We start from the raw sequence: 17,471 nt of genomic DNA, 5'->3' as shown, positions 1-17,471 counted from the left end.
ACATGCCGATTAAAATTCCTGACGATCTGCCAGCAACCAGTGTTCTCCAGGCCGAGGGCGTTATGGTCATGCGTGAAGCAGATGCCATTCGTCAGGATATTCGTCCGCTGAAGATCGGCCTTCTCAATCTGATGCCGAACAAGGTCACGACAGAGACGCAGATTGCGCGTCTGCTTGGCGCGACACCGTTACAGGTCGAGCTTACCCTTGTTCGTATCACCAACCATGTGGCGCGCCATACGCCTGCCGATCACATGCTGTCGTTCTACCAGCCGTGGGAAGAGGTGCAGGACCAACGCTTTGACGGTTTTGTCATCACCGGTGCTCCGGTCGAACGCCTCGAGTTCGAGGAAGTCACCTATTGGGATGAGATGCAGCGTGTCTTCGATTGGACGCAGACCCATGTGCACCGGTCACTGAATATATGCTGGGCCGCACAGGCTGCGGTCCATCATTTCCACGGCATGGGCAAGTACGAGCTGCCGGGCAAGGCGTCGGGCGTCTATAGCCAGCGCAATCTTGCGCCGTCGTCTCCCTACCTTCGCGGGTTCTCGGATGATTTCAAAATCCCGGTTTCACGCTGGACCGAAGTGCGCAAGAGCGACATTCCAGCCGAGAGTGAGCTGAAGGTTTTGGTCGATAGTCCGGAAACAGGCCTTTGCCTGCTGGACGATCCACGTCATCGCGCGCTGCATATGTTCAATCACGTGGAGTACGACACAACGTCGCTTGCCGATGAGTATTTCCGCGACATTCAGGCTCAGCCTGAAACAAAGGTTCCAGCGAACTATTTCCCCGGAGATGACGCGACGCGCCAGCCGGAAAACCGCTGGCGCAGCCACGCACATCTTCTGTTTGGAAACTGGATCAACGAGATGTATCAATCGACGCCTTACGACCTGCAAAATATCGGGAAGCGTTAAGGGCACACAGTAAGGAAAGCGCGACCAGAATGCATCCGATCCACGGCAGGGCTTGCAAGTGCCAGTGCCGTAAAGCAAGTCCGCCCGTGGCCGTGCCAAGCGCTACGCCTATGTGCATGGCAGATAGATTGATCCCGACACCGGCATCTGCCGTTGCGGGATCGGTCGTGATGAGAAAGCTCTGAACGACGGGTGATATCATCCAACTGATACAAGCCCAGATCATCAGCACCGCGCCGAAAATAGTGCTGGACCCTGTTGCAAGTGGTATCGTTGCTAACGCCGTCAGATAGAGAAGTGGCGTCAGCACGATAGCCAACCTTGGTGAAAGCTTGTCGACGAGCAGTCCGCCGAGATAGCCGCCTGTCATTCCGGCCATGCCGAACGCCACCATCGCCCAGATGACTTTCTGTGAAGAGATGTGGACAGCCTCCAGAAGATAGGGTGACAGATAGGCGAACAAGACGAAATGACCGCCGATCATCAGGATGGAAACCAATTGTGCTGATACCAGCCGGAAGGATTTCAGGTGCGGCATATAAGGTGGCAAACCATGCGGGCTTCATCCTGCACGGGGCAGGGAAAGCAACGACAGGAGCAGCACCAAAGCTGCCGCCAGTGCCAGGCACAGGAAGACCGCACGCCAGCCCAGCCAATCGTTGACAATCATTCCCGTGGGGACACCGGCCACCATCGATCCGCTTATACCCATGAATATGATCCCGATGGCGCGTCCGCGCATTGCGGGACTAACCAGCTCTGTCGCCAGCATGGTGGCAATCAGGCAGACGACTGCACTTGCGGAGGCCATGCCGATGCGCGCGATAAACAGGACAGCATAATTGGGACTAATGCTCGCGATGATATTGCTTGCGATGAAAACGCCCAAGGCGAAGACGAGGATGGCTTTCCGTTCGAAGCGCGTTGTGAGAACAAGTGCCATTGGAGCGGTAAGCGCAAAGGTAATCGAGAAGATTGATGTGAGCTGCCCGGCGACACTGACTGAGACATTCAAACCGGGTGCGATGCCCGGAAGAATGCCGACGATAATGTTCTCGGCGGTGCCGGTAACGAAGGTTGCCAGCGCCAGCACAAATAACCGGATGTCCATATTTGCCATTCCCTTTCATGGTAGCACCATGCGGGCAGCAAATGGCCCGGCATGGCGATATTGCATGCCGGGTTTCGAGGCAAAGCTTCGGTTATCCCTGATATAACTTCATAACATCCAAACTGGCTTCTGGCCAGTTTCTCGCTGTTTAGCTGGCGGCACGCGCCAGCCATCTGTGCCAGTCGTCCTCTGAGCCGTGGAAAACGTTCAGGTCAATCTTACCGTTCACGCCCTGCGACAGACCCGACCCAGAATACTGCCAGAAGGTCCATGGGCGACCCGGATAGACCTTCGACGGATGCTGGGCAACGGCACGCAGCCAGAATGGATAGTTGGTGAAGGCACCTTTCAGGTTATCGTCATAGAAGTCCGGAGCTGTATAGATGATTGGCCGCTTGCCATAATGCTGCTCCAGCCTGTCCATGAAGACCTGCATCTTTTCCCGCACCTGCGCCGGAGAAGGTCGACGCTTGCATGAGGAATCGCCGTTCCATTCGACATCGATGACAGGTGGAAGCGCATCGGCTTCCTTTGGAACATTGCGGATGAACCAATCGGCCTGCTGGCTTGCCACGCGGCACCAGTAGAAAAAGTGGTATGCGCCGCGTTTGATGCCCGCTGCTTTCGCTTCGCGCCAGTTCTTGCGGAACATGGGATCGAGGTGGTCGCCGCCGTCGGTCGCCTTGATATAGGCGAAGTTTGCACCTTGCGTGCGCAGTCTCACCCAATCGATATCACCCTGCCAGCGAGAGACGTCCACACCGTGCACTGCCAGCTTGCGCGGCGATGAGCGTCCAAAATTGATTGGTTTCGCATCACGAAAGCGGTGGCTGTAGACTTTCGATCGTTCCTGTGGTGCGAGGCGCACCGGCGGATAGGCTGCGACTTCCGGCTTTGGAACAGAGATGCGCGCCTGAGGGCGTTCCTGCAACGGCGGTTGCGGTGTAACGGGAGCGGGCGGCTCTGCCTTGAACGGACCCGCATCCGGAATAGGGCCGGCCCAAGCCAGAACTTCTTCCTGCTCGGCAGCGGGCATCGGCTGCGGTGCGCTCGCCATTTCGCTCAAGGGGGCGGGCGGAACCGGGCGAGCCACCGAACTTGTGGTCTCAGCCGATGTCTTCGACTGGAGCATGATGCTGTCTATGCCCGAACTTGACGTACAGCCCGTCAAAGCGGCGCAGGCAAGGGCAATGACTGATACAACCGAAGAACGCATGAGCACCCGTAACGCAAAACAAATGGGCTGCAACGCTCCCTCCGAGCTAATTGCTAATCGAAGCTTACCGGGAAATGCTGAATCCAAAGTTTACGAAATTGCTAATGCACATTCTCTAATTCGATTGTTCGAGAATTTTTATCAGCGCTGTTGCCGAATTCTCCAATGCAGTTTCATCAAATCCTGAGAATCCGAGGATAAGCCCCTGACGTGGCGTCAGTTTTGTATAGAGCGTTGATAGCGGATGAGCCTCGATACCAGCATCTGCGAGAATAGTGGCAAGGCGCGTATCGCTTTTCCCGTCTGGCAAAGCCAGCAGCAATGAAAGCCCGGCAGGAGGGGCTTCAATTCGGAAAAACTTCGGATCTCCGGGAGCGAGCGCTGCAATCAGTTTACGACGCCGCGATGCATGTATGCGCCGCATGCGCCTGATGTGCTGTGCAAAGGCTCCCGTTTCGATAAAACTGGCCAATGCCGGTTGGGCCAAGGGCGATGGCGCTGGGAATAAGGTTTGTCGCAGCGCCCTGAATCGAGTGGTCATGTGCGACGGTACAATCAGAAAACCGAGCCGCAGGAGTGGCGAAAAGACCTTGGAGAAACTTCCGATATAAAGGATGCGATCTGGATCAAGCGACATCAGAGATGGCAATGGCTGGCCGACATAACGGTGCTCGCTGTCATAATCGTCCTCGATGATGATGGCGTCGCGTTCCCTTGCCCAGGCAAGCAGTTCCAGCCGGCGCCCTAATGGCATGGTCACGCCTGTCGGGTGGTGCCGTGCCGGTGTGACAAACGCTCCACGCGCATTGTTGGCCTTGTCTCGCGCGGTCGAAACATCGAGGCCTCCGCCATCAATGGGGACGGGAATGATGTCGAGGCCGTTGACGCCAAGGATCTTGCGCGCGGGCGGGTAGCCCGGTTCCTCCATCCACAGTCTGTCACCCGGTACAAACAGGGCCTCCCGAATGAGGGAAAGAGCGTCCGCGCTGCCGCCGGTAATGATAATCTGTTCTGGTGACACAATCATCCCCCGCCACTCGTGCAAATGACGGGCCAGTGAAGATCGCAAAAGATGAAAGCCGAACACATCGTCACTGCTTAGCAGCTCAGGGGATGGGTTGCGCCAGATGCGCCCGAGCAGCTTCCCCCACTCGTCGTGTGGGAAATGATCACTATCAAATACACCAAGATGAAAAGGTTTGGCTTCCTTGTGATGTAACTGCGGCTGGACTATCGCGTCGAGGGGCGGATGGTCGACTGTCAGGCTGGTGTCGGGAAGTTCGGCGGTGACATGGGTTCCGGAACCTTGACGTCCTTCGAGATAGCCCTCGGCAATCAACTGGTCGAATGCCGCGAGAACGGTTGTTCGTGACAGGCCGAGTTCGAGAGATAAGGCGCGGGTAGACGGCAATCTTGAATCGGGTTTCAGGCGTCCGGCTAAAACCGCTTGTCTTATCTGATCAACCAGTTGGGCGGTCAGCGAGACATCGCTGGAGCGATCAATCCCGAATTCTGGAAGTGTATTCGAAATTGGCATCATATTATTCTCTTAAAGTGGCTATTTTCTCAAAGCCACTATGACGGCAGTTTGGCCGAATATAAAGGAGAAAAATCGGCCATGACGACAGCCCCTTCTGAACGCAGCCGTGTAAAACGCTTGCATGAGCGCGGTGCCTATGACGCAGCCACGGTTCACGCAATCATCGATGCGCAGCCTCTGGCGCATGTGGCCTATGTGTTCAACGGAACGCCCTATGTCACGCCTACGCTGGTCTGGCGTGAAGGCGATTTCATTTACTGGCACGGATCATCCGCCAGTCGTATGCTGGAAAGCTGCGACGAAGCAGAAGTGTGCGTAAGCTTTACGTTGCTCGACGGGCTGGTCCTCGCTCGCTCGGCGTTTCACCACTCCTGCAATTACCGTTCGGTCATGGCTTTCGGGACAGCGCGCAAAGTTTCGGACATCGCGGTGAAGGAACATCACTTGCGCAGCTTCGTAAACGGCCTTTTTCCGGGTCGCTGGGAAGGCCTGCGGCCGATGATGGCAAAGGAGCTGAAGGCCACCATGCTTCTGGAACTGGAACTGAATGAAGCGTCAGCAAAGGTTCGCTCCGGTCCACCGAAGGATGACGACGCCGATTATGCCCTGCCAATTTGGGCAGGCGTCATTCCCATGACCACCCAGATGGGCGCGCCGGTGGATGACGGTCGTATTCTGCCGGGTGTTGCTGCGCCGGATGCCATCATGCAGCTCGGTTATGTGGCAGAAGCCGCAGAATAGACGGTCGAAGGTTCAGGCGGGTCCGAGAAAGATGTGCGTCTCGGACTTCGCGATCCCGTCCATGGCGCGGATACCTGTTACCAGCCGGTGAAATTCATTCATGTTGGGGACTTCGATCTCGGCGATCAGGTCCCACGTACCATTCGTGGTGTTCACCGCGGAAAAGCCGGGGTTCTTGCGTAAAGTCGCTATCACGCTTTTGATGTTTCGCCCGGTCAATTCGATCATCATGATGCCGCGGATCATGTCGGTGGCACCATGATCCTTCAATCTGACTGTAAAGCCTGCAATGACGCCTGATGCGATCAGGCGTTCCATCCGGCTTTGGATCGTGCCCCGCGCCACACCCAAAATACTGGCGAGAGTCGGAATGGACGCACGCGCATTGATGCGCAGTTCCGATATTAATCGTTGATCCAGATCATCCATCACCACACCGCCATTTGACGATTTCGTCAGTTTGATTGCGTTTATCGCAGATTACTGGACATTTCTATACAGAATTGACGTTTTCGTTGATCCTTTGCTCCGTTAGCGTGCTTGAAAACAAACAAGCCGGATAAGCAGCAACGCAACCGGCAAGGGGAATTTCGGAGGTGGATCGATGGAGCTTTTCTTTCTCCCGCTCCTGGGTAACCAGAGCATATCGTTCTTGCCTGTTCCGAATCTGTTTTCCCAAGAAATTTGCCGTCGCCCGTCGGGCGTCGACGATCTGGAAAGATGCGTCCAGCCGGGCGCTCGGAACGGGCATCGCCCGTGATCGCGATACGATCACTTAGGAGAAAATGAAATGAAAACCCTTCTGTCTTCGCTCATTGCCGCTGGCGTCGGTGCGCTGATGATGCTCGCTCCCGCTCATGCGGACGACCTCGAAAAGGTCAAGCAAAGCGGCGAATTGCGCATCGGCATGAGCGGTGTTTTCCCGCCATTCAGTTTTGTTGATGGTCAGAACCAGGTGGTCGGTTTCGACGTCGATATCGGCACCGAAATTGCCAAGCGCCTTGATGTAAAGCCGGTTGTCGTGACCACCGCTTTCGACGGCATCATTGCAGGCCTGCGTGCGGGCAAGTTCGATGTGGTCGTCGGCAGCATGAGCATCACGCCGGAACGCGAAAAGGCTGTCGATTTCGCAGGCCCTTACTATCGCGGTGGCCGTGGAATTTTCGTGACGGAAACCTCGCCGGTGAAGTCCATGGACGAACTGAAACAGGGCAAGACCATTGCCGTGACGCTTGGCGAAACCAGCGACAAGTGGGCGCGCGAACAGGGTGGCTGGACCGTCCGTACCTATAAGGGCATCCCGGAACTGCTGCTTGAGCTTCGTTCAGGTCGCGTGGACGCCATTGCATCGGATGACATTCCGATCCTGATCGCCATCAAGGAAAGCGGCGAAAAGGTTCGTCAGCTCGATACGCCTGAACTTCAGGGCACCGACAATGTCGGCATCGCTCTGCGCAAGGGTAACCCTGAGCTTAAGGATGCGATCAACAAGGCTCTCGACGACATGAAAGCGGACGGTAGCTACGAGAAAATCTCGACCAAGTGGATCGGTCGCGACATCCGCTAACCGCATGAAACCCCGAGCCGGGACAGCTATTAACGCAATTGTCCCGGCAACATTTCTTTCCGGCTTGGGTTTCCAGACAGGAAAGGGGAGATAATGAACTTCTCTTTGATGGTGGAGGTCTTTCCATATTTTTTGGAGGCCGCCCTGGTTACCGTCGAAATATCGGCGCTTGCCATTCTGATCGGGTTGAGCGTCGGTGCGCTTGCCACATCTGCAAAACTATCGCGTTTCTGGCCGCTGCGTTTTATCGGTACAGCCTATGTCAGCGTTTTTCGCGGCACGCCGTGCCTTCTGCAGCTTTTCGTTCTCTATTTCGGCGGCCCGCAGATCGGCATCAATCTCGAACCATTCGCAGCCGGTGCCATTGGTCTTGGCCTTAATATCGGCGCTTATTATGCCGAAGCCATGCGAGGCGCCATTCTGACGGTCGATACCGGGCAGAACGAAGCCGCCCGTTCCATTGGCTTCAGCAACGGACAGTCGATGCGCTTTGTGGTGTTGCCGCAGGCAGCGCGGCTCATGATCCGTTCGCTCGGTGTCAACACAGTCATGCTGATCAAGGGGTCTGCTCTCGTTTCCGCGATTTCCGTGGTCGAACTGACTTACACGGCTCAACGTTTCATCGGCTCGACCTATCGTCCGTTTGAAATCTTCGGCATCGCCGCGGCCATCTACATGGTCCTCATTTATATCGTTGCACGCTTCGTCGATTTCCTCGAAGCCCGCTATGCGCTCAAATAGGCGGTGATCCCATGCAACTCGATTTCTCTATCGTCCCGCCCTATACTGAACTTCTGATGACCGGCATCTGGTGGACGCTCATCATCGCCGTGTCCTCATCCATCGTCAGCTTCTTCGGCGGTATCGCTTTTGCCTTGCTCGTTCTCTATGGCAACTGGCTGGTGCGTTACCCTGTCCGCTTCTTCATCTGGCTGTTCATGGGTACGCCGCTGCTTCTGCAGCTGTTCCTGCTCTATTACGGCCTGTCGCAGATCGGCATCAACATTCCAGCCGTATGGACTGGTATCATCGGCCTTGGCCTGCATTTTGCGGTCTATAATTCGGATATCTTCCGCACCGCGATCCTGACTGTCGATCCGGGGCAGAATGAAGGTGCCCGTTCGCTAGGTTTCGGCAACGGTCAGACGCTGCGCTACATCATCGTGCCGCAAGCTGTCCGCAACGCGCTGCCGCAGGTGGGAAACAATCTGATTGCGCTTTTGAAAGACACGGCACTCGTGTCGGTGATCGGCATCACCGAACTGGTGCATGCGTCACAGCAGGCAATCAGTGAAACCTATAGCCCGTTTGAATTCTATATCACTGCCGCAGTGATCTTCTACGTACTCAATCTCATCCTGGAAGCCGGATTGCACTGGATGGAAAAGAAAGTCGAGGCTTACCGATGAGCAACAGCAAACCCATGGTGGAAGTGCGCGATGTCCACAAGGCTTACGGCGCGCTCGAAGTTCTCAAGGGCATCAATCTGTCGGTTGAACGCGGCCAGATCATCGCCATTATCGGGCCGTCCGGTTCCGGCAAAAGTACTTTGCTGCGCTCCATCAACCATCTGGAAACGGTCAATTCAGGCCAGATATTGCTGGACGGCGTGCAGGTAAACCAGTCGTTGAGCGGACGCTCCTTCGAGCGGCATATCAATGCCGTGCGCCAGCAGATGGGCATGGTTTTCCAGCACTTCAATCTGTTTCCGCATCTCAATGTCATGGAAAATATCACGCTCGGCCCCATTAAATTGAAGGGCAAGAGCAAGCAGGAAGCGCAGGAACTTGCCGTTTCGCTTTTGAAGAAGGTCGGTCTTGCCGACAAGGCCAGCATGTACCCGTCGCGTCTGTCGGGCGGGCAGAAACAGCGCGTGGCTATTGCCCGTGCACTGGCGATGCAGCCGAAAGTCATGCTGTTCGACGAGGCGACTTCTGCGCTCGACCCCGAACTGGTCGAGGAAGTCAATCAGGTCATGAAACAGCTCGCACATGAGCACATGACCATGCTGATCGTGACCCACGAAATGCGTTTTGCCGCCGAAGTTTCAGACAAGGTTCTGTTCATGGACAAGGGCGTTGTCGTCGAGGAAGGCAAGCCGGATGTGATCTTCACCAATCCGGAAAATGAAAGAACGAGAGCGTTCCTGCGAAAGCATCTCAACCAGTAAGTCGACGTTTAAACCAGATTTGAAAACCCGCCTGTGCCTTCCCCAAGGCACGGAGACGGGGAACTATTGAGCGAGGAAAGACCGTGGCATCCCCAAATGAATGGAACCCGACAGAACGGGTGCGAGAACTCTCCTATCGCATGGTGAGATGGCCGAGCGAAACGGGAACACCTGACGAGGCATCGTTCGGGCCGAAGCTGGCCGAGCTTTTGCGCGAGATCCCCTATTTCCAAAAGAACCCTGACGATATTGCCGTCATCGACAGTCACGGCTCGCCGATGACCAAGAATGTTATCGCAGTCGTGCGCGGCGCCGGGCGGCGAACCCTGGCTCTGGCGGGGCACTTCGATGTGGTGGAAACTGCAAACTATCGCGATTTGAAACATCTTGCTTTCGAGCCGGATGCTCTGCTGGAGGCTCTTCTGAACGACCTTACCAGCCGTCCGCTTGCGCCGAATGAGGAAAAGGCACTCGCTGATTTCCAGAGCGGAAATTACATTCCCGGTCGGGGCATGCTCGACATGAAAAGCGGTGTTGCAGCCGGTATCGCAACGTTGGAACATTTCTCGCAGCAGGCAGATCGCGAAGGCAATCTAATTTTGTTTGCGACGCCTGACGAAGAGCGTGGTTCGCGGGGAATGCGCAGCCTGCGCGATGCGTTGCCGGAACTTGCCGAACGCTGGGGCCTCGATATCGTTGCCGGTATCAATCTTGACGCAACGAGCGATCAGGGTGACGGTGCGGAAGGCCGAGCCATCTATCGGGGCACAATCGGCAAGCAACTTCCCTTTGCTTTTGTGGTCGGACAGCCTTCTCATGCGAGCTATCCGTTTGAAGGTGTCAGCGCGCATCTCATTGCATCGGAAATCATGCGGGCGGTGGAAGCCAATGCAGCCCTTTGCGACACGGCGGATGGCGAAGTTTCGCCACCTCCAATTTGCCTTGAAGCGCGGGATTTTCGCGGCGGTTATGAAGTGACCACGCCGGAACGGACGTGGATTGCTTTCAACTGGCTGACCCATTCCGTCTCGCCTGATGCTTTGTTCCAGCGGTTCAAGGCAATTGTCGGTGAGGCGCTGGATCTGGCGATCACGCACTTCAATGTGGAGGCGGAGCGCTTTGCAAAGCTGATTGGCAGCGATGCAGATGCCAATCACAAGGGCAGAATTCTGACCACGGCCGAGTTGCGCGACGAAGTCCGGCGTATTGGTGGTGATGCGGCACTGGAACGGATAGCGGCACTGGAAGCTGAACTTTCAAGCAGCGACAACCCGCTTCTCATCACGCGGGAACTCGTCAACGCCATGGTTGCTGAGGCACGCGTTACAGGCCTGGCGGTCATTATCGGCTTCGGAAGTCTCGTCTATCCTCACGTTCGCATGGGGGTCGAAACGGCCGAAGAACAGCGTTTCGCAGAAGCTCTGGAAACCGCACGCGCGCATGCAGAGCGCCAGTTCGAAACGACGATCCGGTATCGTGAAATTTTCGCCGGTATTTCAGATATGAGCTTCTTCGGTCATACCCCCGACGCGACGGATAGTGAAGTCATTGCGGCCAACACACCAGCGGCTCAATTTATCGACCGCGCCAATCCGAAAGCGCTTTCTTATCCGGTGGTGAATATCGGCCCGTGGGGCCGCGAGTATCATCAGCGATTGGAGCGGGTCTATGCACCCTATGCCTTTACGGTACTGCCACAGTTTCTCAACGGCATCGCCACGCGCTTCCTGAAGTCATAGCGGTTCGCGAATAGCGGCGCGATGTCCTTCACTTTGCCTGATTGACGGTTATAGCGATCATGTGGAGGACATCGTCAGCGCTGCACCCGCGTGAGAGGTCATTAGCGGGTTTGGCGAGGCCCTGAAGCACAGGGCCTATGGCCTGCGCCCCACCAATACGCTGGGCAATCTTGTAGCCGATATTGGCGGCTTCGAGATTGGGGAACACAAAGACATTGGCATTGCCCTTGAGTGGTGAATCCGGCGATTTGGCATGGCTGATTGCCTCGACGAATGCCGTGTCGAACTGTAATTCTCCATCGATGCACAGATCAGGCTTACGCTCCTGCACCGTCCGGGTTGCCTGAACGACCTTTGATACGCGCTCATGCGCTGCACTGCCGCCGGTGGAGAAGGATAACATGGCAACGGCTGCGTCTTTTTCTGTGAGCTGGCGGTATGAATCTGCCGACTGTATGGCGATGTCGGCAAGTTGTGCGGAATCCGGTTCCACCACGAGGCCGCAATCGGCAAAGACGAAAGCGCCTTTCTTCTGATGATGTGATTGGCACAGCAACATCAGGAAGAAGCTTGAGACGAGCGATGCGCCTTCGGCCTTACCAATGATCTGCAGGGCATGGCGCACCACATCGGCTGTTGTTGCGACTGCACCAGCCACCGTCCCATCCGCATCGCCTTCTCGTACCATCATCGCGGCGAAACCGAGTGGCGTCTTCGCCATCGCCTCAGCCTGTCCTTCCGTCATGCCTTTGGCCTGACGCAGCCGATAGAGTTTTTGCGCATAATCCGCGCTTTTGTCCGATGTCTCTGGGTTGATGATCGCGATCTTTGAGCCGTCAATCTGCCTGCTGATGACGCTTTCGGAGCCCAGAAGCGTGATGCGGGCAATGGCTTCGCGTTCGGCACGGAGCGCCGCATCGATGATGCGCGGGTCTTCGCCCTCGGCTAGCACGATGTGACGTGGCTTCGAACGAGCTTTCTCAAAAATCTTTTCCAACGGCAGCATGGCGCAATCTCTTCAAAAGGCCGGGAGTTGCGCTCCCGGCCTGATCACTGACGGACTGGTTCAGACGGGCATTTGCTGGCGCATGTCGGCCTTGTCGATGCCGGCCACGACAACGGGCTTCTTCATCGCATCGCGGCGGAATGGTTCGCCCAGTTCCTGATTGAGCACGACTTCGATGAAGGTAGTCACCCCCTTGGCCTGCTCGTCGATTGCCGTCTGCAAGGCTTCGGTCAGCGCCTGCTGGCTATCGACGGTCACGCCTTTCAGGCCGCAGCCATCCGCCACCTTGGCGTAGCTCAGGTTCGGATTGAGTTCGGTGCCGACGAAGTTGTTGTCGTACCACAGCGTCGTATTGCGCTTTTCGGCACCCCACTGATAGTTGCGGAAGATGACCATGGTGATCGCAGGCCAGCCCTTCCGACCGATGGAGGTCATCTCGTTCATGGATATGCCGAACGCACCGTCGCCTGCAAAGCCGACCACTGGCGTGTCAGGCTGGCCGATCTTGGCGCCGACGATGGATGGGAAGCCATAACCGCAGGGGCCGAACATGCCCGGCGCCAGATATTTGCGTCCGTGTTCGAAGCTTGGATAGGCGTTCCCGATGGCGCAGTTATTGCCGATGTCGGTGGACATGATGGCGTTCTTCGGCATTCCAGCCTGAATGGCACGCCATGCCTGCCGCGGCGACATGCGGTCCTTCTCGCGCTCGCGCGCACCGGCATTCCAATGCGTGCCCGGATCGTCATCCTCATGATCCATTGAGGAAAGCTGCTGCAACCAGGCGGATTTACTCTGATGGATGAGCTGCTTGCGCTCGTCGCGACCTGCATTGCCCGCATTGGCTCCCATCTGGTCGAGAATCTGCTGCGCAACCTGCTTGGCATCGCCGCAAATGCCGACCGAGATCTTCTTGGTGAGGCCGATACGATCAGGATTGATGTCGACCTGAATGATCTTTGCATCTTTCGGCCAATAATCGATGCCGTAGCCGGGTAGGGTCGAGAACGGATTGAGACGGGTGCCGAGCGCCAGAACCACATCGGCCTTGGAGATCAGCTCCATCGCGGCCTTGGAGCCATTGTAGCCGAGTGGACCTGCGGATAGCGGATGGGTGCCGGGAAAGGCATCATTATGCTGATAGCCGCAGCAGACCGGCGCATCGAGCCTTTCAGCAAGCGCGATGGATTCAGGGATCGCACCGCCGATAACGACACCGGCCCCGTTAAGGATGACCGGGAATTTCGCATTAGTGAGAAGCTTTGCAGCCTCGGCAATGGCATCGCGTCCGCCGCTCGGGCGTTCCAGCCGAACGATCTGTGGCAGGTCGACGTCGATGACCTGAGTCCAGAAGTCACGGGGAACGTTGATCTGTGCCGGTGCACAGCCGCGCCATGCCTTCTCGATCACGCGGTTCAGCACTTCGGGAATGCGCGTCGCGTCGCGCACTTCTTCCTGATAGCAGACCATCTCCTCGAACAGCGCCATCTGGTCAACTTCCTGAAAACCGCCCTGACCGATGGTCTTGTTGGCAGCCTGTGGAGAGACAAGCAGCATCGGCGTGTGGTTCCAGTAAGCAGTCTTGATAGCAGTCACGAAGCCGGTTACGCCGGGCCCGTTCTGGGCAATTGCCATGCCCATCTTGCCTGTCACGCGGGTATAACCGTCGCAGATCAGTGCCGCATTCGTCTCATGGGCGCAATCCCAGAAGGTAATGCCCGCCTTCGGAAACAAATCCGATACCGGCATCATCGCGGAGCCGATGATCCCGAATGCATGTTCTATCCCATGCATCTGCAAGACCTTAACAAATGCTTCTTCCGTCGTCATTTTCATGGCGCGTACCTTTCCTTGGAATTCAGAGAACTTCGTCTTTCAGCGCATACCAGTGATACATTGCGCGCTGGCCTATGCGCCTGAATGGCGTCAGCATGCCGTAACTCGGCAATTCAGAGGTGAAGATCGGCAGGTCGAGTTCCTGTCCCCGACCCGTCATCAGTTGGGCAACCCGGCGTCCGGCCTGCGCTGAATACATCACGCCGTTGCCGCCGTAGCCCATGGCATAGTAGATTTCCTGCGTCGGATCAGGACGATAGATGCGGGGCATCATGTCATGACTGACATCAACCCACCCCCACCAGGAATAATCGATCTTGATGCCTTTCAGAGCCGGGAACTTCCGGTAAAGGCCCGAAAGCAGCAGATCGTAATGTTTAGGGTTCGGTGCATCAGCCCCGGTAATGGCGCTGCGGCTGCCGATCTGCATCCGCCCGTCGGGCAGAAAACGATAATAGTGACGAAGCGTGCGCGTGTCGGTTAGCGGAATGCCGGTCTTGGGGCCGCATGCTTCAATTTCATCGGGCGTCAGTGGGCGTGTCACGACAGAGTTAGACAGCACCGGCATCAGCCGGTAACGGGTGAGAGGATGGAGGCCGGGTGAGGTGTAACCCGCTGTCGCGAAGCAAACCTGTCGCGCCGTGACCGTACCGTTCGGCGTGTTGAGATGGAATACATTGCCGTTCTTGCGGCAGCTGAGAACCGGGCTTGCGGTATGCACCTTTGCGCCCAGCTTGCGTGCAAGCCGGAGATAGCCGAAGGCGAGTTTCGCGGCGTGAATGCCAATGCCGTCTGGCTCATACATAGCTCCGCGAGCTTCCTGATCCCGGATGAAATCGCGGTGAATCTCGTCGCGACCGACCATGCGCGTCCGATAGCCGAATACGTCATTCAGCAGGCGGGATTCTTTTTCCAGCGAAGGAATGACCTTGTCGCGATGGGCGATGTAGAGATGACCGCCATCCTGCGGATCACAATCAATTTCCGGTTCGGCAATGAGTGAACGAAAGAGATCAAAACCCTCGGCAATTTCCTTATGCAATTTCCGGGCGATGTCCACACCCCAGCGCTCGATCCATTGTGAACGCTTGAGCCGGCCAGCTGAAATCTGCGCCTGACCGCCATTACGGGTACTGCAGCCCCAGGCGACGCCATTTGCTTCCAGCACCACGGCCTTGACGCCATGATCCCGAGCGAGATGGATTGCCGCCGAAAGACCGGTATAGCCTGAGCCGACGATAACGACATCGGCATCGACGTCTCCGCGAATAGGGCCATCGTCTTCCGGCGCCGGTCCGGCAGTGCCTATCCAGTAAGTCGGAGCATAGTCGCGGCCTTGTCCGGGTGTCTTCGAAACCACCGGATCATAGGCGGGGTCGAATGGCTGGGTGGCCGAGAAACTGTTGAGAGTGTGGGTATCCATATGTCGGTCCTCCAAAACACCGACTGGCGATGTTGGGGCTTACGCCTTCAGCAAAGGCCGGTTCTTGCGGAATGCCTGTTTGCGGACGATCTTGCCGTCGCGCTGTGTGAAGAGATCGCAGCCTTCTGCCTCGACGCGTGTGCCGTTGGCATCCGTTCCGCGAAAGGTCCATTCGGACACGGCACGGTCGCCGCTCACGAAATGCCTGTGTCCGTCCCATTTCACGTCGGGCATCGCGGCCCAGACGCCGGAAAAAGCCTTGGCAATCGCATCCTTGCCTTCGAGACGGGTGCCGTAAACTTCCTCACCACCGATGGTGTAAAACACGCAATCGTCGGCAAAGAAGGCCATGATCGCGTCGATGTCGTGCCGGTTGAAGGCGTCGAAGAGGTCGGAAAAATGCTTCTCTGTGAGTTGTCCGGCGGACATTCGAATGCTCCTTGATAGGTCTGAAATCTGCCCTGATTTCGGGCAAAGCTTTCCTGTGGCGCGGCAGAGTTGCCGCGCGATTGATATTGCGAATTGGATTTCGGTCGGGCTGGTTAAAGCGGTTGTAGCGCCATCAGACTTTACCCTTCCACGGGATGAGGACCTTTTCCATGTAACGGATCAAAAGGTCGAAGGCGAAAGCGAATACACCGATGACGATGATGCCCATGATGACGGTGTCGCTGGCCAAAAACTGCGCTGCATTGAGTACCATGAAGCCAAGACCGCGATGTGCCGCCACCATTTCTGCCGCTACCAGCGTCGTCCAGCCCACACCGATCCCGATGCGCATACCGGTGAAGATTTCCGGCATGGCCGCTTTCATGATGACCTGTGTTATTACCTGCGTCCGGGATGCGCCCATCGCATAGGCGGCATGGATCTGTTCGGTTGAGACCGAGCGCACGCCAGCTCTCGCTGCGATCGCCATTGGCGCAAAGATCGCGAGAAAGATGAGGAACACCTTCGGGAACTCGCCAATACCAAGCCAGATGATGATCAGCGGCAGATAGGCAAGCGGCGGCAATGGTCGGTAAAACTCGATAATGGGGTCCAGCACGCCACGAACAAAGCTGCTCATACCCATCATGATGCCGATGGGAATTGCCGTGATGCAGGCAATCGCGAAAGCACCCAATACGCGTCCAAGGCTGGCGAGCGTATGTTCGGCCAGTGTGGAGTTTGCCACGCCATCGGTCATGGCAACCATGAACTTGCCGTAGACAGCGAAGGGAGAGGGGAGAAACAGCGGTTTGACCCAACCCATTCCCGTTACGAGAAACCAGAGCCCCAGCAAAATCAGTGCGGTTACAAGGCTAATGAAGCCGCTATTGCCGTCGCCGGGGGCGCCATAGATTTTACCGGGTTTGACTGGTCTTGCCCGAGTTACGAACTCAAGCATGGACCAGTTCCGGGTTTCCTGATGCACGTTCATCGCCATAGATAATCCCCAGAATTGTCTCACGCATCTTGATGAAGTCGGGACTGGACTTGACGGCGCGCGCGTCACCGCATTCCAGAAAGCGTCGGTTGAAATCCAGATCATAGGTATGGGTGATCCGTCCGGGGCGCGGCGACATGACGATCAGCCGCGAACCGAGGAACAAGGCCTCTTCGACGCTGTGAGTGATGAAGAAGAACATTTTGTTGGTCACTTGCCATACCCGCAAAAGCAATTCCTGGATTGTTTCGCGGGTGAGGGCATCAAGCGCTGCCATGGGCTCGTCCATAAGCAGCATCGCCGGGTCGCAGGTCAGTGCGCGAGCAATGCCGACACGCTGCTGCATACCGCCGGAAAGCTGGTAAATCTTGTGATTGTGGAAATCCTGCAGGCCGACCAGCGCCAGATTTTTTGTGGCACGCGCCCGGCGTTCTGCCTTCGGTACACCTTGAAGCTTCAGGCCAAACTCGGTGTTATCAACGACATTGAGCCAGGGAAGCAGAGCATGTTTCTGGAACACGACACCCCGGTCGGCGCCGGGACCACGCACTTGCCTTCCGCCCAACGTGATTTCGCCGGATGACGGGATCATGAACCCCGCCATCAGATTGAGAAGCGTGGTCTTGCCGCAGCCGGACGCACCAAGCGCCACCACGAAATCCCCGCTGTCGATCCGCAAATTAACGCCCTTCAGCGCAATCACGGCTTCTTCCACATAAAGACCGGGATAGGTCAGACTGACATTCGATACGTTCAAGGTTTCCATTACG

Annotated in this window: 18 protein-coding genes; 7 read left to right on the top strand and 11 right to left on the bottom strand. The window is 56.6% G+C overall.

The annotated features are described in order from the left end of the window. Positions 1 to 2 precede the first annotated feature (2 nt). Complete coding sequence (gene metA / locus OHI65_RS00340) at positions 3 to 923, top strand: homoserine O-acetyltransferase MetA (RefSeq protein ID WP_012092907.1); 921 nt, start codon at positions 3 to 5, stop codon at positions 921 to 923. Here the strand turns inward: metA and OHI65_RS00335 are convergent. The 4 genes from OHI65_RS00335 to OHI65_RS00320 all read right to left on the bottom strand — a co-directional run bounded on the left by OHI65_RS00335 (position 868) and on the right by OHI65_RS00320 (position 4,787). Then, positions 868 to 1,473, bottom strand: coding sequence for an MFS transporter (locus tag OHI65_RS00335; RefSeq protein ID WP_264358702.1), 606 nt, complete (start codon positions 1,471 to 1,473; stop codon positions 868 to 870). The genes metA and OHI65_RS00335 overlap by 56 nt on opposite strands. A 12-nt stretch (positions 1,474 to 1,485) precedes the next feature. Next, the gene (locus tag OHI65_RS00330) at positions 1,486 to 2,034 is read right to left on the bottom strand and encodes an MFS transporter (RefSeq protein ID WP_264358701.1); all 549 of its coding nucleotides are present in this window, start codon (positions 2,032 to 2,034) and stop codon (positions 1,486 to 1,488) included. A gap of 148 nt (positions 2,035 to 2,182) precedes the next feature. Next, the gene (locus tag OHI65_RS00325; protein WP_125300644.1) at positions 2,183 to 3,250 is read right to left on the bottom strand and encodes a GH25 family lysozyme; all 1,068 of its coding nucleotides are present in this window, start codon (positions 3,248 to 3,250) and stop codon (positions 2,183 to 2,185) included. A 115-nt stretch (positions 3,251 to 3,365) separates the two neighbouring features. Further along, the gene (locus OHI65_RS00320; RefSeq protein ID WP_125300718.1) at positions 3,366 to 4,787 is read right to left on the bottom strand and encodes a PLP-dependent aminotransferase family protein; all 1,422 of its coding nucleotides are present in this window, start codon (positions 4,785 to 4,787) and stop codon (positions 3,366 to 3,368) included. An 81-nt stretch (positions 4,788 to 4,868) separates the two neighbouring features. On the opposite strand from OHI65_RS00320, the gene OHI65_RS00315 reads away from it, so the two are divergent. Beyond that, positions 4,869 to 5,531, top strand: coding sequence for a pyridoxamine 5'-phosphate oxidase family protein (locus OHI65_RS00315; protein WP_125300643.1), 663 nt, complete (start codon positions 4,869 to 4,871; stop codon positions 5,529 to 5,531). A 12-nt stretch (positions 5,532 to 5,543) separates the two neighbouring features. Here the strand turns inward: OHI65_RS00315 and OHI65_RS00310 are convergent, their stop codons facing one another. Further along, positions 5,544 to 5,960, bottom strand: coding sequence for an Lrp/AsnC family transcriptional regulator (locus tag OHI65_RS00310; RefSeq protein ID WP_010658693.1), 417 nt, complete (start codon positions 5,958 to 5,960; stop codon positions 5,544 to 5,546). 361 nt (positions 5,961 to 6,321) lie between these two features. Between OHI65_RS00310 and OHI65_RS00305 the strand changes: the two genes are divergently transcribed. The 5 genes from OHI65_RS00305 (at position 6,322) to OHI65_RS00285 (ending at position 11,007) form a co-directional block, all read left to right on the top strand. Beyond that, positions 6,322 to 7,098 carry a transporter substrate-binding domain-containing protein gene (locus tag OHI65_RS00305; protein WP_125300642.1) on the top strand — a complete coding sequence of 259 codons (777 nt, stop codon included), beginning with the start codon at positions 6,322 to 6,324 and terminating at the stop codon, positions 7,096 to 7,098. 93 nt (positions 7,099 to 7,191) lie between these two features. After that, entirely contained in the window at positions 7,192 to 7,839 is a 648-nt protein-coding gene (locus OHI65_RS00300) for an amino acid ABC transporter permease (RefSeq protein WP_012092914.1), read from the top strand. 11 nt (positions 7,840 to 7,850) lie between these two features. Further along, entirely contained in the window at positions 7,851 to 8,507 is a 657-nt protein-coding gene (locus OHI65_RS00295; RefSeq protein WP_012092915.1) for an amino acid ABC transporter permease, read from the top strand. Next, on the top strand, positions 8,504 to 9,268 hold the full coding sequence (locus tag OHI65_RS00290; protein WP_125300641.1) for an amino acid ABC transporter ATP-binding protein: 765 nt from the start codon (positions 8,504 to 8,506) through the stop codon (positions 9,266 to 9,268). Before OHI65_RS00295 ends, OHI65_RS00290 begins: the two co-directional genes overlap by 4 nt. 140 nt (positions 9,269 to 9,408) lie before the next feature. Continuing rightward, a complete protein-coding gene (locus OHI65_RS00285) occupies positions 9,409 to 11,007 on the top strand; it encodes a M20/M25/M40 family metallo-hydrolase (RefSeq protein WP_264358749.1) in 1,599 nt (532 codons plus the stop codon). Positions 11,008 to 11,035: 28 nt separating this feature from the next. Here the strand turns inward: OHI65_RS00285 and pta are convergent, their stop codons facing one another. The 6 genes from pta to OHI65_RS00255 all read right to left on the bottom strand — a co-directional run bounded on the left by pta (position 11,036) and on the right by OHI65_RS00255 (position 17,467). Beyond that, positions 11,036 to 12,013, bottom strand: coding sequence for a phosphate acetyltransferase (gene pta, locus OHI65_RS00280; RefSeq protein ID WP_012092918.1), 978 nt, complete (start codon positions 12,011 to 12,013; stop codon positions 11,036 to 11,038). 60 nt (positions 12,014 to 12,073) lie between these two features. Continuing rightward, entirely contained in the window at positions 12,074 to 13,849 is a 1,776-nt protein-coding gene (gene xsc, locus OHI65_RS00275) for a sulfoacetaldehyde acetyltransferase (protein WP_264358700.1), read from the bottom strand. Between the two features lie 22 nt (positions 13,850 to 13,871). Then, on the bottom strand, positions 13,872 to 15,272 hold the full coding sequence (locus tag OHI65_RS00270) for an NAD(P)/FAD-dependent oxidoreductase (RefSeq protein WP_094515817.1): 1,401 nt from the start codon (positions 15,270 to 15,272) through the stop codon (positions 13,872 to 13,874). 39 nt (positions 15,273 to 15,311) lie between these two features. Beyond that, entirely contained in the window at positions 15,312 to 15,701 is a 390-nt protein-coding gene (locus tag OHI65_RS00265; protein WP_125300640.1) for a nuclear transport factor 2 family protein, read from the bottom strand. Positions 15,702 to 15,834: 133 nt separating this feature from the next. After that, entirely contained in the window at positions 15,835 to 16,662 is an 828-nt protein-coding gene (locus OHI65_RS00260) for an ABC transporter permease subunit (protein ID WP_010658703.1), read from the bottom strand. Next, a complete protein-coding gene (locus tag OHI65_RS00255; RefSeq protein ID WP_010658704.1) occupies positions 16,655 to 17,467 on the bottom strand; it encodes a taurine ABC transporter ATP-binding protein in 813 nt (270 codons plus the stop codon). Before OHI65_RS00255 ends, OHI65_RS00260 begins: the two co-directional genes overlap by 8 nt. Positions 17,468 to 17,471 lie beyond the last annotated feature (4 nt).

This window comes from Brucella sp. MAB-22, from assembly GCF_025908475.1.
Taxonomy (GTDB): domain Bacteria; phylum Pseudomonadota; class Alphaproteobacteria; order Rhizobiales; family Rhizobiaceae; genus Brucella; species Brucella anthropi.
Note: the sequence above shows the minus strand (reverse complement) of the source record. Positions and strands in the feature narration are given on the sequence as shown.